We start from the raw sequence: 25,753 nt of genomic DNA, 5'->3' as shown, positions 1-25,753 counted from the left end.
GGCCGTATTATGCTTTTTCCCCTTTAGGCTGTCAACACCTTTTTGCAAAATAATTCAAAAAAAGCGTTTAAAGCGCGTGCGAACGGTCTCCGACCGAGAAACCAAGCAGTGAATCGTCGATATTGCGGGTTAAAGCAATCACTTTAAACAACTCCCCCATTTCTGCAGGGCTCATTAATCGTTGTACTTGATTCGCAAAGGGGAGGTAAGTAGCAAGGTCTGTCTGATCTATTTCTGATAGTAGGTCAGTAATCCCCGCGTTGGCTAAAAACATGGCTTGGCTGGTGTAGCCAGATAGAGTTAACCCTTCGTTGACACCGGCCACCGCCATTGCCGTAAAGTCGACATGGGTGGTGACATCCTGCAGCCCAACTAAAATGAGTGGATCTGGGTGGGCATGATGACGGTAGTGGCACATCAAGGTGCCTTGATCACGCTGTGGGTGGTAGTACTCGCGTTCAGAAAAGCCGTAATCAATCATGAGTAGCAGGCCATGCGTTAGCGCTTGGGCCAGCGTGCTTACAAACCCAGCGGCTCTTAATTGAATTTCACTTAGGTAGGGTGCTTCGACCGGTAGTGATTCTGCCTGCTGAAGTAAAGAAGGGTCTTCAATTGCGCGATCGACTAGTGCAAATTGTCCATCGATGAGAGAGACGCCTACTTCTTTAATTCCATCGTTCGTCCAGCGTACCAGATGGGTTGGAATCGCATCTAATACTTCATTTCCAAGCATTACGCCGGTAAATGTGGTGGGTAACTCATCTAGCCATGAGACTAAATGCAGTAGATGAGGGGCTTCTTTTTTGAGCCGGCTCTGCTGACGCTCTCTAAGATCGCCACTCACTTCTAGTAGGTAGTAGTGATCGGGTAATGCGTTTAATTTCTCTAAGGCAAGCAAAATGTCTAAGGCGAGTTTGCCAGAACCGGGGCCAAATTCGAGTACATCACCACCCGTTTGCGTTAGTACTTGCTGAATTTGCTTAGCAATCGTTTGGCCAAATAGGCAAGACAGCTCTGGCGCTGTAGTAAAGTCGCCTTGGCTGCCTAGTTTGATCGAGCCATTACTGTAATAGCCTAGCCCCGGCGCATATAAAGCAAGTTCTTCAAACTTTACAAAGGGAATCCAGCCTTTATTTTCAGCGATAACCTGATGAAGATGGGCGACCAGTTGGTCTGAAACTGCTTGCGCTTCAGCGGAAGGCGCTGGGAGTTCGGTTTTATTGCCAATGACGTGCACGTTTTTTCCAGAAAATAGGTAGGTAGACATCTAGGTGGCGATGTCTACATTAGGCATTCAAATGTAAGCGTGTATTTTCGCCTGATATCAGAAATTGTGCTAGCCCTGAAAGCCGCTCCACCCCGGGATGAGGTCGATATTCACTTCGTCAATTTGATGGGGGGGTAAGAACATTTCTGCGTAAGAGAGGTAGACCTTTTCTTTTACGAAGATTTCAAAGAGATCTGGGTCAATATGTTGGTCTTTGCACATTTTGCCCAAGATGGTCAGCGCGACAGATAGCTTTAATCCGGGCTTATATGGCCGATCAGCAGCGGTAAGTGCTTCAAAAATGTCCGCAATGCCCATCATGCGGGCTTGTACGCTCATTTCTTCTTTGGTGAGGCCCTTAGGGTAGCCTTTGCCGTCCATTCGCTCGTGATGCCCGCCAGCAAACTCTGGCACTCTGGCTAAATGAGGCGGCCATGGGAGCGCTTCTAGCATATTGATGGTGACATTTATATGGTGATTAATAATTTGGCGCTCTTCGTCAGTTAACGTCCCTTTTCTTACAGACAGGTTGTTGACTTCGTTCTCGGTCAGGATGGGGTATGCATTGCCCGCTGCATCATGCCAAGTCCGACTGGCAATTTGTGTAATCCGTTGGACGGCCTCATCACTTAACCATTCACCACCACGATTGGTCTGATTAATAAATTGTCGATCATTTTCTAAGGCTGCTAAGGCGCTATTGGTTTCTGCTTCGGTAGCGTTGCCACGCAACATTTGAAGTTCGAGTTCTTTACTGGCGATATCAAAGCGGCGATTCACTTCCTCGATACGATCATAAATGGTTTCTAGCTTGGTCGACTTGTCTACCACATGCACGGGGGTAGTGATTTTTCCACAGTCATGCAAGAGGCTGGCAATCTTGAGTTCGTACTTGTCTTTTGCATCCAAAGAGAACGATTGATACGGGCCATAATCAACATTTGCAGTGGCATTCGCCAGCTGCATGGTTAATTCGGGTACTCGAGCACAGTGACCACCGGTGTACGGGGATTTTTCATCCAGTGCCTGGTTAATCAGGTTGATTAAGGACTCGAATAGCATTTCTAACTGGTCAATCAGGAGGCGGTTGCCAAGCGCAATCGCTGCTTGGGATGCTAAGGACTCAACCTGTCGCTGAACGGCATGGCTAAAACCAATAATACGTCCACTATCAGGGTAGCGAGCATTGATTAACTGCAACACGCCAATCACTTGCCCGTCATGATCTTTCATCGGCACGGTTAAAAAGGAGCGGGAGCGATAACCCGTGCGTTCATCAAATGCTTTGGTGCCGCTAAAGTCATAACCATCTGCCGTGTAGGCATCTTCGATGTTAATGGTTTGTCCGGTAAGTGCGGCATGGGCAACTACATGATGGTGATTGGCTACACCATTATTTGAGAGTGCGATAGGTGGGAAGGAAATTGCTTTGCCGGTGGTGCCGCCCATTGCAAAGCCTAGCGAATCGTTTAGGACCGTTTCAAATTTTAAGTGGTTGTCTATTAATCTATAAACCGTGCCACCATCTGCATTCGAGTAAGTTTTGGCCGCAATGAGAATACGCTCTAATAGGGTGGCGAGATCTTTTTCTGCGGATAAGTCGGTACCAATTTTATTTAATTCATCCAGCCATTCTGCGCCAATGCTTGGATTGGCGGGGATGATATCTGCTTGCGACTCGGTTAATTCAAACCGAAAACCAGATCGAATGGCCGTGATATCGCCAATCAAGGGGTTGGTCGCCTGTAGCTCCTCTAAGATGGCTTCTTCTTCACCTGGTTTTAGATGGGTAATCACAAGGTGGCAACCTGCGGATAATTGATCTAACTGAGCAATTAAACTATCAGGGCAAAGGTGGCCAGACACATTGGCTAGGTGATGGTCTTGATTGGTAAACGAGGTTTCGATCACGAGCCAAGTAGGTGCTGGCAGTTGGTTCAGCTTTTCCCAGAAAATTGGGCTGCCTTTGGTGTCGCCGGTGAAAATCCACGTTTTACCAAAGGTGCTGATGCCATAGCCCACCGCAGGAACCGAGTGATTGGCTGGCAATACGTGCAAGGTAGTCACCGGGTCAAGACTGATTTCATCATCTACAGCTAAGGTATTCAGACGGACAAACGGTGCTTCTTTGCTTGGAATGCTAGTAAAGTCTGGCCACAACTTATTATTGAACATGTGTGCAGACAGAACCGCGATGGTTTCTGCATTGGCATGCACTTCAATTGGTTTTGTGCGAATACCCGCACCGGCATCAATCAGCATCGGTAACATGCAGCAATGATCAAGATGGGCGTGGGTCAGAAAGACTTGATCAATCTTTAATAGTTGATCAAGAGATAAATCCCCCACTCCAGTACCTGCATCAATTAATGTGTGGTCGTTAAGTAAAAAAGAAGTGGTGCGTCTGTCACCGCCTATACCGCCGCTACATCCTAGGACTGAAATTTCCATCTTATTTTTCTTTCATTCTAGTAATGCCATCCCAGTGGCGGGGTGGATTCGCGATGAGTTCCTTGATTGAATGTTCAACATGCAAATACAGGAGGGTATCTGGCTCTTTCTCTATTAACTGCATCAAGATCTGCTGCGCGGCAAGGAACTCGCCTTGGCTATATTGCTGCATCATCTGGTTGAACAACTCTACAGATTTGAGTAACACCGGCGAAGCCGCATGGATTTCACAAATCGGTTCAAAAATACTGGTTGGTTCGTCCCGTCCTTTGACGATGACTTGCCCGATATGTCTAAATAAAAACTGATCTTTAGTCGCTTTGTAAGTGTCTTCCCCAACCAAAATACCCACACCGTAATGCTTGGTTAGTGCTTCTAAGCGGGCGGCTAGATTCACCGCATCTCCCATTACAGTATAGGCTGTACGGTAGCGAGAGCCCATTTCTCCTACCACCATTTGTCCGGTATTAATGCCGACCCCAATTTGTAAGGGGGCTAACTGGCGTTTTGCAAATTCAGGACGTAAGCGAACCATGGTGGCTTGCATGCTCAGTGCGGCAGATATGGCGTGGGATGGATGTTGCTCATCCATGACAGGCGCCCCCCAGAAGGCCATGATGCAATCGCCAATATATTTGTCAATGGTCCCTAGATGTTTTTCTCTGACGACTTCGGTTAATTCACTCAGTAATAGATTCATGACTTCTGTGAGTTGCACAGGGCTTAAGTGCGCCGAGAGGGAGGTAAAGTCTCTAACATCGCTAAACAGAACGCTTAACTCGCGGTTTTGACCTTCCGTTGTATAGTCCTCAGGAGATTCATACATCTTTTCGACGATTTCTGGCGGAACGTATTGCCCAAATCGATTGGCCAACTGGCGTTTAAGGTTGGTTTCTGAAAAGAAGCCAAAGGTCATGAAGATAACAAAGAGTCCAAATACCAATAACAAACATCGGATCACTGGTAAGTCAGTGAGTTGCGCTTGCCAAATCCATTGGTTGGTAAGAACAAGGATCAACATGATGCCAGCGGCCGTGATCGCCGCAAAGATCGCTTTTGCACGAATGAGTGCAATGGTTAGCGTGACAAACAGTACGCAAAGGAGAAGCAGTTCGATCCCGATGGCGTAAGTTGGTCGGAAAGGGATGTGCCTATCCAATAAACCCGCCAGTAAATTGGCATGGATTTCGACACCCGGATAAGCATTGCCAACAGGTGTATTTCGTAAATCAGCCAAACCAATGGAAGACGTGCCAACTAAAACGATTTTATTTTTTAGTTGCGCCACAGGTGTTTTGCCCGTTAGGACATCGGTTGCCGATAAATAAGTGAAGGTTCGCGCAGGACCGCGATAAGGTACTAATGCATTCAGTGATTGATCAACAGGGATTTTGTAATCATCAATCAACAATTGTTCAATTGCTTCATAGCCACCGGCAGCTGATTGGCTGATTGGTAAAATAGGTGGATCCCCTTGTAGCCGACGGTACATCCTCACCGCGAGGGATTCATATAAACCGTTATTGTATTTCTCTAATAAGGGGACTCTTCGGATTAAACCATCCGGGTCTGTAAATGGATTAAAGTGACCTGCACCAACCGCCACATTTTGTAGTTGTGCTAAGTTGGCCCCATAGCCCGTAAAATTGGGTAAGTGATTCAGTGAATAAGCCGGCAATAAATCACTACTGAGAGAGGGGGCTGGAATTTGCCCAAACTGCCGGGTTGATTCATTAGAGAAGTAATAACCTAAAATGATTTCTTTATGTTTTAGGCTTTCTGCTAGTTGCGCATCAGGATCTAGCATGGGCGCTAAGCGCGCGAGTGTTTGCTGGAATTGCGTATTTTCTTTTAATTCCGTTTGCCCAAGTTGTTTGAGTAACGGTAATGGGTTGTGTGAATCTGGTTCCGCAAATGTGATATCTAAGCCTACTAATTTAACTTGATACGTATTGGTTAGCTGATCGAGTAATTTCGCAAAACGTTGCCTTGGCCAGGGCCATTGACCTTCCACTGCAAGTGTTTTCTCATCGATATCGACGATGACTACTTGATCAGATTGCTTTGTTGGCTGGTGCTGGTTTAAACGGAAGTCGTAATAACTTTGCTCAAGCGTTTCTACGGCGGGTAAATGAAGTAAGCCAATGCTATCTGCGACGAGCAGTAGAAAAAACAAACCGCTTACCAATAACGGCCAGCGGTGTTGTTTGAAGTAAGTTTTCACGGTGCTTAAATCCGGCTAGTCATGACAAACCGAAGCACAATCCCCGCTAGCTCAATTTCATCTTGCGTGGAAAGTTCAAACGCTTGGGTGCCAATCGATTCACCATTCACAATCGGGTGTTGCGCGCCTTCAACATGCGTTAGGAAAAAGCCCTGCGGACGACGGCTAATCACGGCTACTTGGAAACCTGGTTTCCCAAGTGTCACAAAGTTTTTGCTAATCACCAGTTCTTTGCCTGCATTCGGGCCATTTGCGATGACAACTTTGGCTTCGATCTGCGCCTTTTGAGGAGGTAATGATGGTGGTTCAGTTAAGCTTTCTAGCGGTGGTGGTGTAACTACTGGTGCAGGTGCCACGGCTACGGCTTTTCTTGGTGCATCACTATGGCTAGTTGTACTCATTGGTGCAATTAGTACGGTATTTTCAAACTGGCCTGCTTGTGGTTTGTAAGCAGTGTCATCGACGTATCTTAAGCGATAACGCGCAATCCCGATGGTATCGTGATTATTTAGACGAACTTTGCTCACCGGTTGGCCGTTAACGAAGGTGCCGTTGGTACTTTGTCTGTCTTCCAGTACGTATTCATTTCTGTTTCGAATTAACAATGCATGTTCGCCACTTACCGCCAAATTGTTTAACACAATTTGGTTGTGTGGTTTTCTGCCAATGGTAATTCGGCTGCCAGTGAGTGGAATCTCACGCAGTTCTGCCCCATCTAATGAAAGTATCAGCTTTGCCATGTTGCGCTTATCTCCAAGGCATTAGCCAGTCCAACGCACCATTGGTGCTCACTACCTCGCCCTCAACTCTGGCGACGATAACCGAAATATTGTCTTTGCCGCCTGCATCATTCGCTTGTTGAATAAGCAGGTCGATGGCTAACTGTGGTGAAGTGATTGCGCTTTCAAGCGTATAGCCAATCTCTTCATCCGTTAGCATGTCATTTAATCCATCAGAACAGAGTAGGTAAATATCCCCTTCTTCAATCGCTAACGTTTGTACATCAACATCTAGTGCGGCCTGTACACCAACAGCGCGAGTCACTAAATTGCGATAAGGAACGTAGCGCGCAGCTTCTGGTGTGAGCAATCCACTATCTAACTGTTCTTGTAATAGCGAGTGGTCTTTTGTCATGACCTCTAAAAGGCCATTGCGCAGACGATAGAGCCTAGCATCACCAACGTGCGCAACGGTTACCATCTTGTCATAAAACTTGACCGCAACCAAGGTGGTGCCCATGCCTTGGCATTCTGGCTGTCTCTCTGCAGTTTCTAAAATCTCTTGGTTGGCATATAACGTCGCTTGTTGTAAAAGGCGCTCGTAAAATTGCACTGTCGTTTCAAGCGGGTCTTTTTTGCTGCCATTCAAGGGATCAAGCTTAATCCGAATATCGGTACTAATACAGGCAACGGCCATGCCGCTGGCAACTTCTCCTGCGTTATAGCCGCCCATGCCATCTGCAAGAATAGCTAAACCAAGACTGCTATCCATCCAAATAGCGTCTTCGTTATGTTCTCTTTCCATGCCTGGGTGCGTTTGCCCCAACATGGATACTAATTGGTCTTTCTCAGCCATGTTCACATTCCAAACTACAGCGCTTTAGTGATCTGGCAAAATCGGATCCATTAATAAATCGACGGTCCGGATCTTTCTGTAAAGCTTTGTTGATAATTTCCACTACGCAACTAGGAATATCTGCAGCATAGGTGGTAATGTCTGTAGGGGTTTCATTCGCAATTCTAAACATTAACTCTGCCATTGACTCCCCCTCAAATGGCAAGTGTCCGGTCAATAGTTGGTACAGCATTACGCCTAGCGAGAAGAGATCAGATCGACCATCAACTCGTTTACCAGACAATTGTTCTGGAGACATGTAACTAGGGGTACCTAGTACCAGCCCAGTTCGTGTTCGGCTAGAGTCGGTAATCCGTGCAATACCAAAGTCGGTTACTTTGATTTGGCGACTAGCCGGCTCGTACATAATATTGCCAGGTTTAATATCCCTGTGAACCACTTGCTGCTTATGTGCATAATCCAGCGCTTCCGCAATTTGTGCCACAATGTTTAACACTAATGCACGAGGGAGTAAATGATCCTTTTGTGTATATTGCTCTAAGTTTTGTCCTTTTAAGAACTCCATCGCAATATACGCTAGATCATGCTCTTCGCCCGCATCATAAATGGTCACAATATTCGGGTGATTTAATTGACCTGCAGTTTCGGCTTCTCTGAAGAAGCGCTGACGTGCTTTGGCTAATTCTTCTGGAGCAAACTCTTCCGATAAAGCCATTGTCTTGATGGCAACTGTCCGACCAATTTTTGGGTCTCGACCGAAATAAACAACCCCCATTGCTCCTTTGCCTAGTTCGCGTTCAATTTGATAGCGGCCAAGCATCGGCTTTTCGGTGCCTTCGGTAATGAGCGTGCCTTGTGGAGAGCCCGCTGCATTCGACAAAATGACGGTGCCTTGCATTTGTTTGGCTCGTTCTAAGCGCTCGGGTACATCTCTAAATTTTGTGCTGAATGACTTCATATATTCGTAAACAGCAAGTGACTTATTAAATAGACGCTTGCGTTCAAAATCTAATGCCAAGTTGTACAGCACATCCATCATGCTTTCATCTAGCGGGCATTTTCTGAATTTATCAAACGCTAAATCAAGTTGGCCTTGACCTTGGAAGGCTAAGCCAAGCATACGGTTACTCTCTGCGGACTCTGCATCTGCTCTTGCTTTGCCATCTTCGGTAAACAAGAACTTCCTAGTGGTCATGGCTAAATGACCAATTGCCAGCAAGAGTGCGGGGATGGTGAGTGGGACCCATTTAAGCTGGTTGGCTAATAAATAAAGTTCGCAGCCGATACATGCGGCCAGTAATACAAGACTCACGACAGCACCTGCTCTGGCAGGAAGTCTTGGCAAAATGAACATGAGATAAAGGGCGATAAAGGTGATGGTGCTGGTGGCACTCCAATCGGCCCAAGCGGGCTGAGAGATTGCATCGCCTTGAAGTAAGCTAGATGTCGAGTGAGCAAGCGCAATCACGGGCGGTGTGCTTGTATTGGTTGGCGTCACTAACTGATCGCCAAGCCCATTGGCAATGGTGCCAACTAAAACGAGTTTGTCTTTATATTTTTCAGCAGGTATCGCCCCGCTTAAAACATCAAAGAATGAATCAACAGGAAATGGTTTGTCATTCGCGTAAAAGTAAGGGCGAATAATGCCAGCACTATCTGCTGGTAACTTTTGATTGGTTAAACTAAGTGGCCCACCCGTGGTGAGGCTAATGTCGGCAAGTGAAAGATTTTTTTGTCGTGCCGCAGCAATAAGAGAAAGTGAAGGATAGTAACTATCGCCTAATTTGATATAGAGGGATTCTTGCCGAACCACGCCATCTGTATCTGGGATGTACATGCTATAGCCAATTGCCGCTGCGTGAGACCCAAACACATCTAAAGGCCAGTTGGCGTCTTTGGCGGTTAAGCTTAAATTGCTGCGTCCATTATCTTGAATTTGCGGGATCTGAAAATTGCTAATGTATCCAGGTTCATTATTCGGACGACCAATTGCTTCTCCTGCTTGTGGCAGAGTGAAGTCAGCAGATAGGACGACCGTGCCAGATTTTTCAATGGCATCCGCTAGTTTTTTATCAACGTTCAGGTTTTTATCTGCATCTTTGAGTACCTGGCTCATTGATTGTAAGTAAGGGTTTTTTACTTGCGGTGCTTCTGGTGCTTGGGTAACAGGGGCGGGTGTATCAGGAGACTCGGTAGCGTTACCATCTGCGGGGGCTGGCGATACCGTTGTTGGTGGCGTATTACGCTGACCATTCTCCGCGGCTTGCGCTTTGGCTACTAACGGGATGAGTTTATTAATATAAACCATGCCCGGATCGGTCTGTGGATCAAAAAAGAACACCGTATTGACGATGCTTTTGGGTTCTCCACTAGAAAGCTGCGCGGTAAATCTTGCCATGACTTCTCTAGACCATGGCCAACGTCCGATACTTCTCAGGCTTTTATCGTCAATCGCGATGACGGCTATTTCATTACTAGGCTGGCGCTTCGCTAACTTGAGGCCTGTGTCGTAGACTTTTCCTTCAAAACTATCAAAGAAAGTCGTTGTCTTCGTTAAGGCAAGAAAGCCAACGACGACAATTAATGCAAACAAGCTGTCACGTATCCAAGAGGAGCGTGTGCGCATAAAAGCATTCCATTCAAAGGGCACTCTCTTAAAGAGCCTTCCATTGCCCTGTCTTTGTAGACTCCATCCCCATTGGATTGGCGGGATGGTCATATGATTATGCTTTTATTCTACGCGAAATTAAGAAAAATACCGCATCATTCTTGAAGATGTCATGCGGAAAAATAAAAAAAGAGAATGAGGCCCGTTTTGGCGGTCATTCTCTTTTTGTGAGAGGCATTACTTTTTGAGCAGAATGGTGAAATCAATTGCCTAATCGTTGATTGATTTCGGCAACATCTGCTTCATCTAACTGTCCGGCAACAGACTTCAGGCTGAGATAGCTAAGTAGGTAGCTATAGCGAGCAGCAGAGAGGTCGTTCTGCGCGCTGAAGTAACTTTGCTGTGCATTCAGTACGTCAATATTGGTTCTGACGCCGACTTCTTGTCCTAGCTTAGTCGACTTTAGTACGCTGTCTGCGGATACTAGTGCTTGTTCCAGTGCTTTGACTTGTGCTTCGCCGCTAACTACACCTAAGTAGCTAGTGTTGGCATCTTGCAATGCACTACGCCTTGCCGCTTCAAGGTCTTGTCTTGCTGCTTCATCTTTTGCAACGGCTGCACGAGACTGCGAGGTCACTGAACCGCCACTATAAATAGGAATGGTTAGCTGGAGTCCGATATTGTTGTAATTTGTCCGTCCAGGACTAGAAGAACCATGGGTAGTGCTGCGCCCGCTATTGGCGACCAAATCTAATGTCGGCAAATGCCCAGCTTTCACGCGTTTAATTTCTTCTTCTGCGATCGACTTCTGGATGAGCCCGGCTTTTACCGCCAAGCTATCTTGCTGGGCGGTGTTTTGCCAATCGAGGTTACTACCTTTCAGGTTGATTCGGTTTGTGTTCACCAATGGTGCTACGCCATTAAATGGCTTACCCGCTAATTGGCGAAGTGTTTCTTGCTTAATGGCTAAATCGTTTTGTGCCGCTATTTCGGTGGCAATCATGAGATCGTACTTAGCTTGCGCTTCATTGGTGTCGGTAATGGTAGCTGTACCGACTTCAAAGCTGGCTTTCGCTTGCGCAAGCTGCTGGCTAATTGCAGCCTTTTGCTGATTAATGTAGGTGATCTTATCCATCGCAGCGAGTACATTAAAGTAAGCTTGGGCGACCCTTAAAATTAAGGATTGCTTGGCTGATTTTAGCTGGATTTCCGCTAGATCAACCGTCAGTTTTCCCTGTTCTAGTGCTGCGTAATTCGCTTGGTTGTATAAGCTTTGCTTGGCAGTAACCACCAATGAATTGGTGTTGTATTGAGAATTAGCCGTGCCACCAGCGAATAGATCCGTTTTTGAGTCATTCCAAGTGGTGGCGCCTGTTGCTGATACTTGCGGCAATAGCGCTGCGCGTGCCTGCGGGTATGCCTCAATATTTGCCTGATAAGTAGCAGCAGCAGAAGCATAGGTCGGATCTTGAAGTCTGGCTGCTTGATAGATGTCCATTAGATTATCCGCTGCCGCCGGATAAGCAATGGCAGCAAATAAGCTAACAGCCATAAGAGTTGGTTTAAGTGCATTCATTCAAGATTATCCTTTAACAATGCTGAGGCGGTAGATTTGTATTGATGGTGGGTTGGATAAGCAGTCCCCGAATTAGTACCTGAACCGAGTCAGGTAACCAATCTTCCGGGGCGGGATGCTGATGGCACTGAAAACAATGTTTCTGCAACACGGCATAAATCATTGGGGCCAATAATGCATGGGTAATACTTTCTACATTGATCGGGCGAAATTCACCTCTTTCAATGCCTAATGTAATTAATGCCGCTAGCTGATCAGTAATTTTTTCGATGACTTCAGATTGGTAGAATCGTGCAACTTCCGGGAAGTTGCTGGCTTCTGCCATCATTAGTTTTAAAATGATCGATCTAGAGGTGTCTAAAACGTTGGTTTTCCAAAAGTGCAATGTGCCTTGTAGTTGCAGTGCAACGGGCAAGGATTGTGCCTCTTTTAGATATTCGGTGAGCCCATCAACCGTTGGGCTAATCGATGCAATAATCAACGCTTTGAACAAATCTTCTTTATTTTTGAAATAAAGATAGGGCGTCCCTTTGGTCACACCTGCGCGTTTTGCGATGTCCTCAATACTGGCTGCGGCGTACCCTTTTTCGCCAAAAATAGCCAATGCCGCATCTAGGATTTCTCCCGGACGGGCTTCTTTTCTACGGCTATTTCTTTGAGTGGGTTGGTCCATATTGGTGGCGATTTTAAGTTAATAAACATTTGTTCAGTAAGTGTACTTTAGAGTTGGTGGCCCGCTAAGTCAAGGCGAGTACTTACTTTTTTACAATTGAAACAACTATTTATGGCGGGCAATAGAATGCAAAACACCCGGTGTCTCGACCGGGTGTTTTTATTTAGTTCGGAAGAAATTCGAAAAGGTTAGTGAAGAATAAATGAAGTCAGGCACCGCAATAATCCGCGGTTTTCGAGTAGATAGGCACCTTCTCCTAGCGGTTTTGCATTTTCCAACTCGGCTAAGGTGAAGTCTTCGTCTAAATTGTCGGTCGAAAGTTCAAGGACAACATCGTCTGGATGCGATGCCGCATCCTCTTCAGGAACGAATAGATACTCTGGGCGCGCATATTCGCCGTTAAACTGTAGCATGTCGCTGCGCGCTAAGACATCGAGAATATCGGTGTTTGGGTTTCTCATGACAAACCTCCTGTGCAGGGACTACGTTTCAGTGGTGCTACTCAGGAAATCAGGGCAAACCCTGTAATTTCAATATCGCTTGTTTTTAAGTTTTTGAAAAGATTTTTTTGAGGGTTTTAATAAAAAAAACCGACACTTTTTATGGGTGTCGGTTTTTTTGACAGTGCAATTGGCCTTAAGGTTTCAAGTCTTTCGCCAAAAAGAAGGCGTCAGAGTAGAACTCGTCTTCAGGAAGATTGCGTGTCTGGATGAAGGAATTGTGTGCCGCTTCTACAACAACGGGTGCTCCACATGCATACACTTGGTAGCCTGATAGATCGGCAAAGTCGTCTAAAACGGCTTGGTGAACAAAACCGGTACGTCCTGCCCAGTTATCGTCTGCAGTTGCATCAGAAACAACGGGAATAAAGGTGAAGTTCGGGTTTTCTTGTTGCCATTTCAATGCCAAATCAAACATGTACAAGTCTTTTGGCTGACGTGCGCCCCAATAGAACACCATCTGGCGATCACAGCCTTCTTTCAATGCATGCTCGACGATGCCTTTGATTGGCGCAAAGCCCGTTCCGCTTGCAATCAAAATCATTGGCTTATCTGAATCTTCTCTTAAGAAAAAGGTGCCTAATGGGCCATTAAAGCGCAGAATTTCTTTTTCTTTCATGCCGGTAAAGACATAGTCAGAGAAAGAACCGCCTGGTACGTGGCGAATATGCAATTGCAAGAATTCATCGTCATGTGGCGCATTAGCCAATGAGAAGCTACGGCGTTTGCCATCTTTCATTAGGATGTCGATGTACTGGCCAGCCATGAATTGCAGGCGTTCGCTTGCTGGTAATTTTAAGTACAAGACAGCCACATCATCTGCTGGCTTTTCAATTTTGTGTACGCGACATGGCAAGGTTTTTACTGGAATATCTTTGCCACCGGTCACTTCTTTAACTTCAATCGTTAAGTCGGTTTCTGGGTAGGCGCAGCATAGCAATGTTTTGCCTGCTGCAATTTCGTCTGCAGTCAACGTGGTTGATTGGAAGTCTCCATGACGTACTTCACCGGTCACGATGGTTGCTTTGCAAGCGCCACAGGCGCCATTACGGCAACCGTAAGGGATATTTAGCCCTGCTTGCATGGCGGATTCCAGAAGTGTGTCTTCTGGTTTTGCGTTAAACTCGTGACCGCTTGGTGTCAACTTGACCTGGCAGGACATGAAAATTCCTTCTTGAAATGCGTGTTAATTCTAAATCTGACGAAAAGGGTCGGCGAATGCCTCAGCCATCTCGCGTAATGAATAAGCCATTATTGTTACTAGTTGGTGCTGGTGATATTGCAAAGCGAATCTTGCCTTGGCTTCTCACTCGATTTCGTGTGCATGTAGTGGTTCGGCGAGAGGCGCAAGCCAATAGCTGGCAAACTGCGGGTGCGCTTCCTATCCGTGTCGATCTGGATTTGCTGCCCACACAACGTAGGGCGATCCCGAGATACGCTTATATCCTGCATTTTGCGCCGCCTAATGACACGACTGGCGAATTGGATCGTCGAACCCAACAGTTACTCGCTTGGATAATGCATCAACCAAAGCAACGCAATCAAGCGAGTATTTGCAACAAAAACAATATTTTACCACAGCGATTGGTCTATATCAGTACTAGCGGTGTTTACGGAGATTGCCAAGGGAATTGGGTGGAAGAAAGCCAGATGGTGAATCCACAAACGTTAAGGGCAAAACGTAGACTCTCCGCCGAGAAACAACTCCGTGCTTGGGGCGGCGTCGCGGCACGCTCAGTATCGATTTTGCGAGTGCCAGGCATCTATGCGCTAGATCGACTTCCCTTGGCTAGGCTAGAAAATCAGCTCCCAAGCCTATTGGAAAGTGAAGACAGCTATACCAATCATATTCACGCAGATGATCTTGCTCGCATTGCAGCCTTCGCGCTTTTTAGGGGTAAAAATAGGCGCATTTATCACGCGGTGGATGACAGTGATCTTAAAATGGGCGATTACTTCGAGGCGGTGGCGACCTATGCGCAATTGCCCAAACCTGAGCGAGTCACAAGAGAAGAAGCCTCAAAACGGCTATCGCCTGTCATGATGTCCTATCTGAATGAGTCTAGACGCCTGCGTAACCAGCGTCTAAAACAAGAACTACGGGTCAAGCTGAAATTCCCAACGGTTGCATCGGCGCTGAATGCACCACGGCATTAAAGCGACTTAACCTCGGCTCATTTTCTGCGAATAAGGAATTTCCAGTAGTTGTCGACTTGCTCGGTGGAAATTAGCTCGTGCCCGGTTTGTTGGCAAAACTGGGCAAAGTCGGTTGGTGTGCCTGGGTCTGTTGCTAATACTTGCAGTAATTTCCCACTATCTAACGTCGCTAAGGTTTTCTTGGTTCGTAAAATAGGGAGTGGACAGTTTAGACCTTTTAGGTCGATTTCTAAATCTGGGTTCATGCGCGAATCATTCAAAATCAATCGAGTTGAAATCAGTTTACCTTTTTTCCAACGTGGCTGCATGTGTACGCGTTAGGAAGAGTGCCGAGCAATGCAGTTTTTGCAGTAAAATGAGCACGATACGTTTTCTTGATTTGGAATAGGCATGTCTTTACCTCCTCGCAAACTGGCGATTGCTCCGATGTTGGATTGGACGGATCGTTTTTACCGCTATTTTGCCCGTCAAATTACTAAACACACTTGGCTATATACCGAGATGGTGAATACGGGGGCGATTTTGCATGGAAATCAGGAAAGACATCTTAAATTTGATGAGTGCGAACACCCTGTTGCGTTACAACTAGGTGGTAGCGAACGTAATGATTTGGCCGCGTGCGCTAAAATTGCGCAAGAGTGGGGCTATGATGAAGTCAACTTGAACGTTGGCTGCCCAAGTGAGCGGGTGCAATCGGGTGCTTTTGGCGCTTGCTTAATGGCTGAGCCAGATCATGTGGCGGATTGCCTAAAAGCCATGCAAGATCAGGTGAGTATTCCGGTAACGATTAAGCATCGAATTGGTATCGATGATGTTGAAAGTTATGACTATTTGCGGGAATTTGTCGCTAACGTTGCGCAAAAAAGTGAAACCACCGTTTTTATTGTGCATGCCAGAAATGCGATCCTCAAAGGCTTGTCGCCCAAAGAGAACCGTGAAATACCACCTCTGAAATACGATTATGTGTATCGCCTAAAGGCAGAGTTTCCAGAGTTGGAAATTTTGATTAACGGTGGGATTAAGACATTGCCCGATACGTTTACCCATTTGCAGCATGTCGATGGGGTGATGATTGGTCGTGAGGCGTATCATAATCCATATCTACTAGCGAATGTAGATGCTGAAATTTATGGCGATGATCACCCGGTTCTCTCAAGGGAAGAGGTCATCGCTAACATCATGCCATTTGTGGAAGGCTGCATTGCCGAAGGCGTCCCGCTTCGCCACATCTCTAGACATATCTTAGGGTTGTATCAAGGCTTGCCAGGGGCAAGGCACTGGCGCCGGCAGTTGTCGGATGCTAATTTATTAAAAGCCAACCAAGCAAGCCTGATCTCTGAAACCGTAAAACTAATGGAAGCGCATTTATCTCGCCGTTTTGAACAGATGGATGAAATTAGTTAACTAACTCGCCTTTTTGCAGTAGTAATTGCCGCTGGCAACGGGATGCTAGTTGGTCATCATGCGTCACAATGATAAGCGCGGTTTGGCTGTTTGTTTGTAGCGCAAACAACAGTTCGATAATGGCTTGTCCTGTGTCTCCGTCTAGATTTCCCGTCGGTTCATCGGCAAATAAAATGGCGGGCTGGGTAACAAATGCGCGTGCCAACGCTACACGTTGTTGCTCTCCGCCCGATAAGCTACTTGGCAGTTGATCTAGCCGATCCCCAAGGCCAACTTTTTCTAGCCATCCAATCGCAATCGCACGGCCATTTTTTTCTCCGGCTAATTCTAAAGGAAGCATGACGTTTTCTAGGACGGTCAGCATGTCGAGCAATTGGAAGTTTTGAAAAACAAAACCAACTTTACCGGCACGCTGTTTGGCGCGTTGATCTTCACTCAGTATGTTGAGGTGCTGGCCAAATAGATGAATACTGCCACTATCTGGTTGATCTAGCCCTGCAAGCAAACCCAATAGGGTTGACTTCCCACTGCCGGATTTGCCCACGATAGCGATGGTCTCTCCTTTTTCGCAATGAAGTGACACATCTTTCAGAATATCCGTTGTTTTACCGTTGATCGTCACTTGCTTTCCTACGCGCTGCGCCTGCACAATGATGTCATCATTGCCAAAGGAGTTTGCTGTGCGATTCATGTTGTCTGTCCTGTCAAAGTCTTTATTGCTGATCGTTGCATTATTCGGTGCCCCCGCAATGGCTGCAACCATCTTGGTTATGGGCGATAGTTTATCGGCGGGTTATGGATTAGCCAAAGGAGAAGGTTGGGTTGATCTTCTTCAAAAGCGGGTCGCCAAATCGCACGATGTGATTAATGCCAGTGTGTCCGGAGAGACGTCTGCTGGTGGAGTTGCCCGCCTGCCGCAACTCTTAAACAAACATCACCCCGACATAGTGTTGCTCGAATTAGGCGCAAATGATGGTTTACGTGGTTTACAGCTAACAGCTACGCAAAACAATTTACAGCGCATGATGGAGCAAGTAACCGATTCCGGCGCAAAACTAGTGCTAATCGGTGTCCAGATTCCGCCTAACTATGGTCGTTTGTATCAGAAAAAGTTCAGCCAAATGTATCAAGACTTGGCAAAAGATCATTTGGCTAGCTTCGTACCATTTTTACTTGAAAAAGTAGCGAATAGAAGAGACTTGTTTCAGGCTGATGGCTTACACCCAATTGCCAAGGCACAGCCCTTATTGCTAGATACTGTTTGGCCGGTGCTAAAGAAAGTGATCGGTAAAAAAGGAAGCTAATATGCGAATTTTGCTAGCGGAAGATGATGCGCTATTAGGCGATGGCATTGCAGCGGTGTTGCGTGAAACGGGGTTAGTTGTCGATTGGTTAGACGATGGCGTGAAGGCAGAATCTGCCTTGCTTACTACTGATTATGAACTAGTGGTGTTAGATATTGGCTTGCCAAGGCAAGATGGTTTAAGTGTGCTTCGTAAGTTACGGAGTAAAGGAAGTGATATTCCGGTTTTGCTGCTGACCGCTAGAGATAGTATTGAAGATCGCGTCGCAGGTTTAGAGGCGGGTGCCGATGATTACCTGATCAAGCCATTTGCCATGGAGGAGTTGCAGGCACGTGTTCGGGCACTGATGAGAAGGGCGCATGGCCGCGCAACACCAGAAATCCGTGTGGGTGATTTAAGGGTGGACCCTGCCTCTCGGCAAGTATGGAAGGCGGAAGAATTAGTGGTGTTATCTGGTAAAGAGTTTGCGCTGCTGATCGATTTGCTAGAACACAAAGGCACGGCACGTTCGCGAGAGCAATTAGAAGATAGTTTGTATGGTTTTGGTGAAGAAGTGGGCAGTAATGCGGTAGAGGTCCACATTCATCATCTGCGCAAGAAACTTGGCGAGCAGTTTATTCGCACCATGCGGGGCGTTGGCTATGTGATTGCATAGCCAACTGCTGTCAAATTAATAACGGATATTACTTGCAACGAGATTTTGCGTTGCTACCGCAGCTTCCGCATTGATCACAGGTGCCAGAATTGGCCCCTTTTTTCTTGATGACGTATTTGCGTAGGACGAAAGCCGCTGCCGTAACAACGGCTACACCGACGATTAGTTGTTGTGCGATTTCAGACATAATGCACTCCTGTTAACTTGCGAGATAGCGCGTCAATAATGCACCGACATACGCTAGTACGAATAAATACACCGTAAATAAAGCGGTGCTTTTTGCTGAGTTGGTTTCGCGTCTAACAACAGCAATGGTCGATAAGCATTGCGGTGCATAAACAAACCAAGCCAAGTAAGCTAACGCCACTGGCCATGCCCATGCATGCGCAAGACTAGCACCAAGCGCCGCATCGCCTCCACCAACTGCGTAGACCGTTGCTAAGGCGCTCACCGCCACTTCTCGTGCTGCCATCGCGGGGATTAGCGCAATACACATTTGCCAACTAAAGCCTAGTGGCTCAAATATTGGCTGCATAAACTTACCTAACATCCCCGCAAAACTGTATTCAATTGCAGGGGCGGTGGCATTCACTGGTGCATGGGGGTAAGTTGCTAAGAACCATAGCAAAATGGATAGCGCTAGAATAATCGTGCCCACACGGCGAATAAAGATCCATGCTCTTTCTTTTAGACCCATCAGGAAGTGATAAAGATGCGGCCAGCGATAGCTTGGTAACTCTAGTAGTAGCGGAAAATCATCATCCGCTTTTTGATTGCGGCGTAGTATCCAAGCAATGACTGCCGCGCTAAGAATCCCCGCAATGTAAAGCACAAATAGGGTTAGCCCTTGGAGATTAAATCCTCCCCATACGGTTGCCTTTGGCACAAATGCCCCGATGACTAAGGCGTAAACAGGTAGCCTTGCCGAACAGGTCATTAACGGAGCGACCATAATGGTGATGAGTCGTTCTTTCGGGTCTGCGATTGATCGGGTCGCCATGATGCCTGGCACCGCACAGGCAAAGCTAGATAACAGAGGAATGAAAGAGCGGCCAGATAATCCAACCCCTCGCATGAGTCGATCAAGCAAGAAGGCCGCGCGTGGTAAGTAGCCGGAGTCTTCTAGTGCCAAAATAAAGGCAAACAAGATAATAATCTGGGGAAGGAATACCAGTACGCTACCCGTGCCGGCAATTAAACCGTTCACGACAAAGTCTTGCAAAATACCGGCGGGTAAAAGTGCGCCTGCTTGAGCGCCAATCCATTGAACGGCGCCGTCAATTGCATCGACTAAGGGGCTTGCCCAAGCAAAAACAGCTTGGAACATGAGAAATAAAATCGTCAGCAAAATCACCAAGCCTGCCACTGGGTGCATGATGAGGCTATCTAACACCTCTTGCCAGCGGGGTGGGTTGGCTGGTGCGGTAACACAGCCTTCAAGAATCTGATCAATCCGCGCATACAGGCTTTCGATATCCTCAACCCGATCAGGCAGATGAATGCCTTCTCTTTTGGTGGCATTGGGTACAACCATCTTTTGCATCGCTTGCGATAGCGCATTAACGCCTGACTTTCTTACCGCGACGGTTTCTACTACCGGTAAACCTAAGCGTTGGCTTAATTCTGCAACGTTAATCCGGATGCCTCGATGTTCGGCTGCATCGGCTAGGTTTAACGCGAGCACCATTGGAATCTCAAGGGTTTTTAGCTCTAACACTAAGCGTAGGCCTAGTTTTAGGTTGGTAGCATCGACAACCGCAATCAATGCATCCGGGCTGGCTTCATCCGCCATCTCGCCTAAGATTACGCGTCTTGCTACTTGCTCATCAGGGGAGGCGACATAAAGGCTATATGTACCCGGAAGATCGATGATTTCAGCTGTTTGCTCGCCTGCGAGAAACTGGCCAATCCTTTTTTCGACAGTAACGCCAGCGTAGTTTGCTACTTTGGCTCTAGAACCTGTTAAGCGATTAAATAAGGCGGTCTTGCCACAGTTTGGATTACCCACAAGGGCAAACCGGAATGGAGCTGCATTCATGCTTCTTTAGGCCTTATGAGGAACGGCGAGGATTTTCTCTGCTTCGCGACGACGTAAACCAAACTTCGTCCCGTTAATTTGGACGGCGATAGGGTCTTTTCCAAATAGACCGTAGCCGATGATTTTTAAGGTTGCACCGGGAAGAAACCCTAGTTCTTTCAACCGCAAGGTAACTTTTTCATCGTGAGCGCCGAACGCCTCTTGAATATCAATACTGATAATCTTGGCATGTGCACCTTTGGGTAAGGTATGTAGCGGAACGGCGGTCATGATCTTCAATCCGAAATCTAAACGATATTGATTATCAGATGCTATCAAGCTCTCATTTGAATCACAATCGCTTTATATCAAAGCTTTGATGCAAATCATGATTCTAGTCACAAGTTTCCCTTTAACTATTCGGGTTAATGCCTTGTAATGCAGCGCTGATGACTGCATCTCGCTGCAAAATCTTGGCCACGTTGCCGCAGACAATATCGCAAAGTTCGTAAGTGCATTCATCCGCAATTGAGTAAATCGCTTGATTGCCTTTTTGTAAGCGGGAAACTAAGCCGGCTTCTAGCAGCATAGCAAGGTGCTTAGACGTGTTCGCTTGGCTACAACCGGTGAGTTCTTTGAGTTCGCTAACCGTTTTGCAGCCGTCACGCATTGCATTTAATAGTTTTAAGCGAGTTGGCTCTGAAAGTGCTTTGAAATAACTAGCCACTTTGATTAACGCCGCATCATTGAGCATTTCCATAACAAATTCCTTCTGTTGTACTTTTCATTTTAGCGCATCTACTACATCAAAATGTACTTGATTTTTTATAAAAGCATATTACTATATGGTTATATAGTAAATTAAAAGTAAATGCCATGAAAAAAAGTCTCCTGACCGCGCTTTTTGCCAATGTGCTGCTTGCTACTGCAGCGATGGCTGGGGGAACTCAAGCTAGCTACACCGTGCAAATGAAGCAAGTACATCAAGGAATCCGTTTGACTGCAAGCGTACAAGCTGTGAATACGGTGCAATTGTCTTCGGATATTCAGGCGAGGGTGACCGATGTGTTGGTCAATGCGGGCGACAAGGTCAAAGCAGGGCAGTTGCTCGTGCGATTGGATAACCGCGTCTTACAAAATGGCATTTCTATTTCTGCAGGGCAACTCAGTGCGGCGAAGGCGCAGCTAAAAAATGCGGAAGCCAATTTGCAGCGCACCAAGCAATTAGTGGCTCAGCAGTTTGTTAGCAAGGCGTCTTTAGATACTGCGCAATCGAACTACGATGCCGCTTTGGCAACCGTGCAATCCCTTTCTGGCGGGGTGAGCCAATCGGTGACGCAGTCTAGTTTTTCGCAGTTATCCGCACCGTTTGATGGGGTTGTAAGTGAAACCTCGGTTGAAAAAGGAACAATCGCTGCGCCGGGCGTGGCGTTGATGACGTTATTTGATCCATCAAAACTTCGTGCCGTGGCATATGTTTCTCAGTCGGTGGCAGAACAATTAGCAAAAGCAGGCAAAGTAACTTGGCAAGTAGGTTCACAACCTTGGCAAAGCGGGGGCGTGATCACTGTATTACCCGCTGCCGATGCCGTTACCCATACAAGAGAAGTGCGCATGTTGTTGCCGACTTCAGCCAACGTTGTCCCTGGGCAGACCATTGCTTTGTGGGTGATGGCAGAGCCTGTCACCAAAATGGTGATTCCAAGTAAAAGTGTGATTCACCGTGGCGAGTTAGCGCTTGTGAATGTGCGTAACCAAGGCAAAACGGAACGCAGAATGGTTCGCTTAGGTAGTGATTTTGGACCGGAAGGTGTAGAAGTACTGGCTGGGTTACAAATCGGCGATGTGGTTGAAAGCCTTCCCAATACGAAGGGAAATCCATAATGTCTGAAGAGACAAAACCAATGGGCATCTCTGGACGAATTGTTGCGCTCTTTCAGCAAAACTCGCTCACGCCACTATTAGCGTTAATTGCTATTTTGGTGGGTTTATTTGCTGTCTTCATGACACCAAGAGAGGAAGAACCTCAGATCAACGTCACGATGGCTAACGTGATGGTGCCGTACCCGGGCGCAAGGGTAGCTGATGTAGAGAAGTTTGTTGCTACCCCTTATGAGCAAGTACTTGATCGAATCGCAGGGGTAGATCATGTGTATTCGGTTTCACGCCCAGGGATGGCTATCTTTACCGTGCAATTCAAAGTGGGCGTGCCACATAGCGAAGCGCTGGTTCGCTTATATGACACTATTCATGCGCATACCGATGCGTTGCCAACTAGTATGGGTGTGGGTACGCCGATCATCAAGCCAAAAGGGATTGATGATGTACCTGTCATGGCATTTACCTTTTGGTCGAAAGATGAATCGTTAACTGGCTATGATTTAGCCAAGGTTGCCCGAACGATTTCCCCCATCTTAAAGCGAGTGGAGGGGGTTAGTGATCTCAAACTGATTGGAGATCCTGGCCGCGCCATCAATGTATGGGTAAACCCTACGCGTTTGGCGGATAGCGGTGTCTCGATTAGTAGTGTTGCGAATGCGTTAGGGCAAGCAAATACCGGTATCGATGCCGGCGCACTAGTTGATCATAATCAGCGTGTTGCCTTGCATGCGGGGGAGTATTTCACCTCCGTCGAAGACGTACAGAATGTCGTTGTCGGTACAAATGCGGGAAGGCCAATCTATCTACGCGATGTCGCCGATATTACCGATGGCGCTCCAACGCCTACGCAATATGTCTGGTATGGAACAGCGGGTAAGGATTCTGCTAGCCATCCTGCCATTACGCTTCAATTAACGAAAAAGGCTGGTGAAAATGCCGTTGATGTGGCGAATCATCTATCCGAAAGAGTCAATCAGCTAAAAGGCGTGTTGATTCCTGCCAATGTGGAAATGACGGTTACCCGAAACTATGGCGAAACTGCGAACGACAAAGCGCAGAAACTGATCCAGAAACTATTGTTTGCAACTGCATCGGTAGTGGCCTTGGTTTGGTTGGTGCTAGGACGAAGAGAGGCAGCCATTGTGGGGCTTGCCGTTGTGCTCACATTATTGGCTACGTTGTTTGCCAGTTGGGCATGGGGCTTCACGCTAAACCGCGTTTCATTATTTGCCTTGATTTTTAGTATTGGCATTCTGGTCGATGATGCAATTGTAGTGGTGGAGAATATTCACCGGCACCATGCAGCAAACCCGGGCAAATCTTTGTATCAACTTATTCCTGCGGCGGTAGATGAAGTAGGTGGGCCAACTATTTTGGCTACACTAACCGTAATTGCCGCTTTATTGCCAATGGCGTTTGTGAGCGGATTAATGGGGCCATATATGAGCCCAATCCCAATTAACGCCAGTATGGGGATGTTAATTTCCTTAGCCATTGCTTTCGTTGTTACGCCGTGGTTAGCCGGCAGATGGTTAAAAAATAGCCATGCTAACGAGCAGTATGCTGACCCAGCGCATCAGGGGATAGGCGTGTTTTTTAGAAAGGTGTTTACCCCATTTGTGGATTCGCAAAGAGGGAGGAGAGCACGAAGCCTACTATGGGGCGGCATTCTTTTACTAATGGTGATTTCGGTTGGCTTGGCGGGTGTCCGTTTGGTGGTACTGAAAATGTTGCCATTCGATAACAAAAGTGAATTCCAAATTGTGGTTGATATGCCTGTTGGCACGCCGGTAGAAAAAACCGCCGCCGTGCTAGAGCGGATGGGCCAATATGTGGCAACCATCCCTGAAGTGGTCAACTATCAGGCCTACGCGGGGACGTCTGCGCCCATTAATTTTAATGGACTCGTTAGGCAATACGATTTACGTGCAGCCGCAGAGCTAGGTGATATTCAGGTGAATTTACTGGATAAGCATCACCGTGATCGTCAGAGCCATGAAATCGCCTCGTCTGTCCGGCCAACATTGGATCGCATCGCAAAAGAAATGGGCGGCAAAGTAAATGTAGTAGAAGTGCCTCCAGGTCCGCCAGTAAGAGCACCAATTGTGGCCGAAATTTATGCGCCAGATACGCCACTTCGTGAGGAAGCCGCCAACCGAGCATTATTGGCATTTCAAAAAAATAGCGATTTGGTTGCGATAGATAGTACGCAAATAGCGAAAGCCGATGAAGTCACCTTGGTGATCGATCATGATCAATTGGCAAGAAAAGGGATTACGGTGACTGCGGTTCAGCAAGCATTGTACGCTGCCGGCATCGGGCTAGATGCAACATGGCTACATGCAAAAGATAGCTTTGCCCCGATTCCTATTCGGGTAGCGTTGCCACCTGCGTTGCAAACACGTATTGAAGATACGCTGCAACTTCGGGTCTCCAATCAGGCTGGGCAATTATTTCCGCTATCCGAACTCGTGAGCGTCAAGAAAACGCAGGTGGAACAACCTATCTATCACAAAGATCTTTTACCTGTGATTTTTGTGACGGCAGATGCTGCCGGTCATTTAGATAGCCCGCTCTACAGCATGTTTGCGGCAAGAAAAGACTTATTCGCGAAGCCGCTTTCAAATGGTGAACAGATTCAGGAGTATTTCATTCATCCTCCTGTGTCAGACCAAACTGGCGCAGGCGTAAAGTGGGATGGCGAATGGCAAATCACCTATGAAACCTTTAGAGACATGGGGGCAGCTTACGCGGTGGGATTGGTGCTGATCTACATCTTGGTCGTCGCGCAATTTAGAAGTTATTTAATGCCACTCATCATTATGGCGCCAATTCCACTCACTATCATCGGTGTGATGCCAGGGCATGCATTATTGGGCGCGCAATTTACTGCAACCTCCATGATTGGGATGATTGCTTTGGCAGGCATTATTGTAAGGAACTCGATCTTGCTAGTGGATTTTATCCAATTACAAACCAATGCCGGCATGCCATTAGCTGAGGCTGTTATTCAGTCTGCGGCGACGCGCGCCAAGCCAATTGTGTTAACCGGATTAGCTGCCATGTTGGGCGCATTCTTTATTTTGGATGACCCTATCTTTAATGGGTTAGCGATTTCACTCATATTTGGGATCTTAGTGTCTACGCTACTCACGTTGGTCGTCATTCCTATTTTGTATTTTGTTAGTCATCAAACACGCGAAGAAGAAAGGGGTTCAAAATGAACGTTGAGCGCATGATTCGAATTTTCGCAGGCGTATTTATTCTGCTCTCTCTAGGGCTGGGCGTTGCCGGCAGTCCGCTCTTTGTGAGCGCAAAGTGGCTTTGGTTTACCGCATTTGTTGGCTTTAATTTGTTTCAAAGTGGCATTACCCGGTTTTGTCCGCTAGAAATCATATTGAAGCGCTTAGGTGCAAAAAGTTGTCAGGTCATTCAAAAGTAAGTCTTTAATTGGAGCGAAG

The 25,753-nt window shown here is 46.9% G+C and carries 23 protein-coding genes; 7 read left to right on the top strand and 16 right to left on the bottom strand.

Going from position 1 to position 25,753, the window contains the following annotated elements; all coding sequences use genetic code 11:
• Positions 1-67: 67 nt before the first annotated feature.
• From LIN78_RS09910 to LIN78_RS09865, 10 genes are all read right to left on the bottom strand, one after another.
• Complete coding sequence (locus LIN78_RS09910) at positions 68-1,237, bottom strand: class I SAM-dependent methyltransferase (protein ID WP_227180643.1); 1,170 nt, start codon at positions 1,235-1,237, stop codon at positions 68-70.
• A 99-nt stretch (positions 1,238-1,336) separates the two neighbouring features.
• Complete coding sequence (locus LIN78_RS09905; RefSeq protein ID WP_227180642.1) at positions 1,337-3,718, bottom strand: HD domain-containing phosphohydrolase; 2,382 nt, start codon at positions 3,716-3,718, stop codon at positions 1,337-1,339.
• Position 3,719: 1 nt separating this feature from the next.
• Complete coding sequence (locus LIN78_RS09900; RefSeq protein WP_227180641.1) at positions 3,720-5,942, bottom strand: CHASE2 domain-containing protein; 2,223 nt, start codon at positions 5,940-5,942, stop codon at positions 3,720-3,722.
• A 5-nt stretch (positions 5,943-5,947) separates the two neighbouring features.
• Positions 5,948-6,682: an FHA domain-containing protein gene (locus LIN78_RS09895; RefSeq protein ID WP_227180640.1), complete on the bottom strand. Its 735-nt coding sequence runs from the start codon at positions 6,680-6,682 to the stop codon at positions 5,948-5,950.
• A 7-nt stretch (positions 6,683-6,689) separates the two neighbouring features.
• Positions 6,690-7,517, bottom strand: a complete 828-nt coding sequence (locus tag LIN78_RS09890; RefSeq protein WP_227180639.1) for a Stp1/IreP family PP2C-type Ser/Thr phosphatase — start codon at positions 7,515-7,517, stop codon at positions 6,690-6,692.
• Complete coding sequence (locus tag LIN78_RS09885; RefSeq protein ID WP_227180638.1) at positions 7,510-10,143, bottom strand: CHASE2 domain-containing serine/threonine-protein kinase; 2,634 nt, start codon at positions 10,141-10,143, stop codon at positions 7,510-7,512. The genes LIN78_RS09890 and LIN78_RS09885 overlap by 8 nt, the downstream gene beginning before the upstream one ends.
• 244 nt (positions 10,144-10,387) lie before the next feature.
• Positions 10,388-11,701: a TolC family outer membrane protein gene (locus LIN78_RS09880; RefSeq protein WP_227180637.1), complete on the bottom strand. Its 1,314-nt coding sequence runs from the start codon at positions 11,699-11,701 to the stop codon at positions 10,388-10,390.
• Between the two features lie 13 nt (positions 11,702-11,714).
• A complete protein-coding gene (locus LIN78_RS09875; RefSeq protein ID WP_227180636.1) occupies positions 11,715-12,374 on the bottom strand; it encodes a TetR/AcrR family transcriptional regulator in 660 nt (219 codons plus the stop codon).
• Between the two features lie 188 nt (positions 12,375-12,562).
• The gene (locus tag LIN78_RS09870; RefSeq protein WP_227180635.1) at positions 12,563-12,835 is read right to left on the bottom strand and encodes a hypothetical protein; all 273 of its coding nucleotides are present in this window, start codon (positions 12,833-12,835) and stop codon (positions 12,563-12,565) included.
• 175 nt (positions 12,836-13,010) lie between these two features.
• Entirely contained in the window at positions 13,011-14,036 is a 1,026-nt protein-coding gene (locus tag LIN78_RS09865; RefSeq protein WP_227180634.1) for a CDP-6-deoxy-delta-3,4-glucoseen reductase, read from the bottom strand.
• 56 nt (positions 14,037-14,092) lie between these two features.
• On the opposite strand from LIN78_RS09865, the gene LIN78_RS09860 reads away from it, so the two are divergent.
• A complete protein-coding gene (locus LIN78_RS09860; protein ID WP_227180633.1) occupies positions 14,093-15,031 on the top strand; it encodes an NAD-dependent epimerase/dehydratase family protein in 939 nt (312 codons plus the stop codon).
• Between the two features lie 17 nt (positions 15,032-15,048).
• On the opposite strand, the gene LIN78_RS09855 is transcribed toward LIN78_RS09860, so the two are convergent.
• Positions 15,049-15,339 (bottom strand): sulfurtransferase TusA family protein, encoded by a 291-nt coding sequence (locus tag LIN78_RS09855; protein WP_373307750.1) that lies wholly within the window; start codon positions 15,337-15,339, stop codon positions 15,049-15,051.
• 82 nt (positions 15,340-15,421) lie between these two features.
• Between LIN78_RS09855 and dusA the strand changes: the two genes are divergently transcribed.
• A complete protein-coding gene (gene dusA / locus LIN78_RS09850) occupies positions 15,422-16,435 on the top strand; it encodes a tRNA dihydrouridine(20/20a) synthase DusA (RefSeq protein WP_227180632.1) in 1,014 nt (337 codons plus the stop codon).
• On the opposite strand, the gene LIN78_RS09845 is transcribed toward dusA, so the two are convergent.
• Complete coding sequence (locus LIN78_RS09845) at positions 16,428-17,126, bottom strand: ABC transporter ATP-binding protein (RefSeq protein ID WP_227180631.1); 699 nt, start codon at positions 17,124-17,126, stop codon at positions 16,428-16,430. The genes dusA and LIN78_RS09845 overlap by 8 nt on opposite strands.
• Between LIN78_RS09845 and LIN78_RS09840 the strand changes: the two genes are divergently transcribed.
• Both LIN78_RS09840 and LIN78_RS09835 read left to right on the top strand, forming a co-directional pair.
• Positions 17,125-17,739 (top strand): arylesterase, encoded by a 615-nt coding sequence (locus tag LIN78_RS09840; protein WP_227180630.1) that lies wholly within the window; start codon positions 17,125-17,127, stop codon positions 17,737-17,739. The genes LIN78_RS09845 and LIN78_RS09840 overlap by 2 nt on opposite strands.
• 1 nt (position 17,740) lies before the next feature.
• Positions 17,741-18,394, top strand: a complete 654-nt coding sequence (locus LIN78_RS09835; protein ID WP_227180629.1) for a response regulator — start codon at positions 17,741-17,743, stop codon at positions 18,392-18,394.
• 28 nt (positions 18,395-18,422) lie between these two features.
• On the opposite strand, the gene LIN78_RS09830 is transcribed toward LIN78_RS09835, so the two are convergent.
• The 4 genes from LIN78_RS09830 to LIN78_RS09815 all read right to left on the bottom strand — a co-directional run bounded on the left by LIN78_RS09830 (position 18,423) and on the right by LIN78_RS09815 (position 21,171).
• Positions 18,423-18,581, bottom strand: a complete 159-nt coding sequence (locus tag LIN78_RS09830; RefSeq protein WP_227180628.1) for a FeoB-associated Cys-rich membrane protein — start codon at positions 18,579-18,581, stop codon at positions 18,423-18,425.
• Positions 18,582-18,593: 12 nt separating this feature from the next.
• Complete coding sequence (gene feoB, locus LIN78_RS09825; protein WP_227180627.1) at positions 18,594-20,432, bottom strand: ferrous iron transporter B; 1,839 nt, start codon at positions 20,430-20,432, stop codon at positions 18,594-18,596.
• 6 nt (positions 20,433-20,438) lie between these two features.
• Complete coding sequence (locus tag LIN78_RS09820; protein WP_227180626.1) at positions 20,439-20,702, bottom strand: FeoA family protein; 264 nt, start codon at positions 20,700-20,702, stop codon at positions 20,439-20,441.
• A 121-nt stretch (positions 20,703-20,823) separates the two neighbouring features.
• On the bottom strand, positions 20,824-21,171 hold the full coding sequence (locus LIN78_RS09815) for an ArsR/SmtB family transcription factor (RefSeq protein WP_227180625.1): 348 nt from the start codon (positions 21,169-21,171) through the stop codon (positions 20,824-20,826).
• A gap of 116 nt (positions 21,172-21,287) precedes the next feature.
• Between LIN78_RS09815 and LIN78_RS09810 the strand changes: the two genes are divergently transcribed.
• Genes LIN78_RS09810 through LIN78_RS09800 form a run of 3 tightly spaced genes read left to right on the top strand, consistent with a single transcriptional unit; the run spans position 21,288 to position 25,734 of the window.
• Positions 21,288-22,295 (top strand): efflux RND transporter periplasmic adaptor subunit, encoded by a 1,008-nt coding sequence (locus LIN78_RS09810; protein WP_227180624.1) that lies wholly within the window; start codon positions 21,288-21,290, stop codon positions 22,293-22,295.
• Positions 22,295-25,516 carry an efflux RND transporter permease subunit gene (locus LIN78_RS09805; protein WP_227180623.1) on the top strand — a complete coding sequence of 1,074 codons (3,222 nt, stop codon included), beginning with the start codon at positions 22,295-22,297 and terminating at the stop codon, positions 25,514-25,516. The genes LIN78_RS09810 and LIN78_RS09805 overlap by 1 nt, the downstream gene beginning before the upstream one ends.
• The gene (locus LIN78_RS09800) at positions 25,513-25,734 is read left to right on the top strand and encodes a YgaP family membrane protein (protein ID WP_227180622.1); all 222 of its coding nucleotides are present in this window, start codon (positions 25,513-25,515) and stop codon (positions 25,732-25,734) included. Before LIN78_RS09805 ends, LIN78_RS09800 begins: the two co-directional genes overlap by 4 nt.
• Positions 25,735-25,753: the final 19 nt, after the last annotated feature.

The organism is Leeia speluncae (assembly GCF_020564625.1).
Taxonomy (GTDB): Bacteria; Pseudomonadota; Gammaproteobacteria; order Burkholderiales; family Leeiaceae; genus Leeia; species Leeia speluncae.
Note: the sequence above shows the minus strand (reverse complement) of the source record. Positions and strands in the feature narration are given on the sequence as shown.

Coding starts and splice junctions, on each gene's coding strand:
- LIN78_RS09860 (WP_227180633.1), top strand. CDS start 14,093: ATGCCTCAGCCATCTCGCGTAATGAATAAGCCATTATTGTTACTAGTT.
- LIN78_RS09895 (WP_227180640.1), bottom strand. CDS start 6,682: ATGGCAAAGCTGATACTTTCATTAGATGGGGCAGAACTGCGTGAGATT.
- LIN78_RS09880 (WP_227180637.1), bottom strand. CDS start 11,701: ATGAATGCACTTAAACCAACTCTTATGGCTGTTAGCTTATTTGCTGCC.
- LIN78_RS09840 (WP_227180630.1), top strand. CDS start 17,125: ATGTTGTCTGTCCTGTCAAAGTCTTTATTGCTGATCGTTGCATTATTC.
- LIN78_RS09875 (WP_227180636.1), bottom strand. CDS start 12,374: ATGGACCAACCCACTCAAAGAAATAGCCGTAGAAAAGAAGCCCGTCCG.
- LIN78_RS09835 (WP_227180629.1), top strand. CDS start 17,741: ATGCGAATTTTGCTAGCGGAAGATGATGCGCTATTAGGCGATGGCATT.
- LIN78_RS09815 (WP_227180625.1), bottom strand. CDS start 21,171: ATGGAAATGCTCAATGATGCGGCGTTAATCAAAGTGGCTAGTTATTTC.
- LIN78_RS09890 (WP_227180639.1), bottom strand. CDS start 7,517: ATGGCTGAGAAAGACCAATTAGTATCCATGTTGGGGCAAACGCACCCA.
- LIN78_RS09810 (WP_227180624.1), top strand. CDS start 21,288: ATGAAAAAAAGTCTCCTGACCGCGCTTTTTGCCAATGTGCTGCTTGCT.
- LIN78_RS09805 (WP_227180623.1), top strand. CDS start 22,295: ATGTCTGAAGAGACAAAACCAATGGGCATCTCTGGACGAATTGTTGCG.
- dusA (WP_227180632.1), top strand. CDS start 15,422: ATGTCTTTACCTCCTCGCAAACTGGCGATTGCTCCGATGTTGGATTGG.
- LIN78_RS09845 (WP_227180631.1), bottom strand. CDS start 17,126: ATGAATCGCACAGCAAACTCCTTTGGCAATGATGACATCATTGTGCAG.
- LIN78_RS09830 (WP_227180628.1), bottom strand. CDS start 18,581: ATGTCTGAAATCGCACAACAACTAATCGTCGGTGTAGCCGTTGTTACG.
- LIN78_RS09800 (WP_227180622.1), top strand. CDS start 25,513: ATGAACGTTGAGCGCATGATTCGAATTTTCGCAGGCGTATTTATTCTG.
- LIN78_RS09865 (WP_227180634.1), bottom strand. CDS start 14,036: ATGTCCTGCCAGGTCAAGTTGACACCAAGCGGTCACGAGTTTAACGCA.
- LIN78_RS09870 (WP_227180635.1), bottom strand. CDS start 12,835: ATGAGAAACCCAAACACCGATATTCTCGATGTCTTAGCGCGCAGCGAC.
- feoB (WP_227180627.1), bottom strand. CDS start 20,432: ATGAATGCAGCTCCATTCCGGTTTGCCCTTGTGGGTAATCCAAACTGT.
- LIN78_RS09855 (WP_373307750.1), bottom strand. CDS start 15,339: ATGCAGCCACGTTGGAAAAAAGGTAAACTGATTTCAACTCGATTGATT.
- LIN78_RS09905 (WP_227180642.1), bottom strand. CDS start 3,718: ATGGAAATTTCAGTCCTAGGATGTAGCGGCGGTATAGGCGGTGACAGA.
- LIN78_RS09820 (WP_227180626.1), bottom strand. CDS start 20,702: ATGACCGCCGTTCCGCTACATACCTTACCCAAAGGTGCACATGCCAAG.
- LIN78_RS09885 (WP_227180638.1), bottom strand. CDS start 10,143: ATGCGCACACGCTCCTCTTGGATACGTGACAGCTTGTTTGCATTAATT.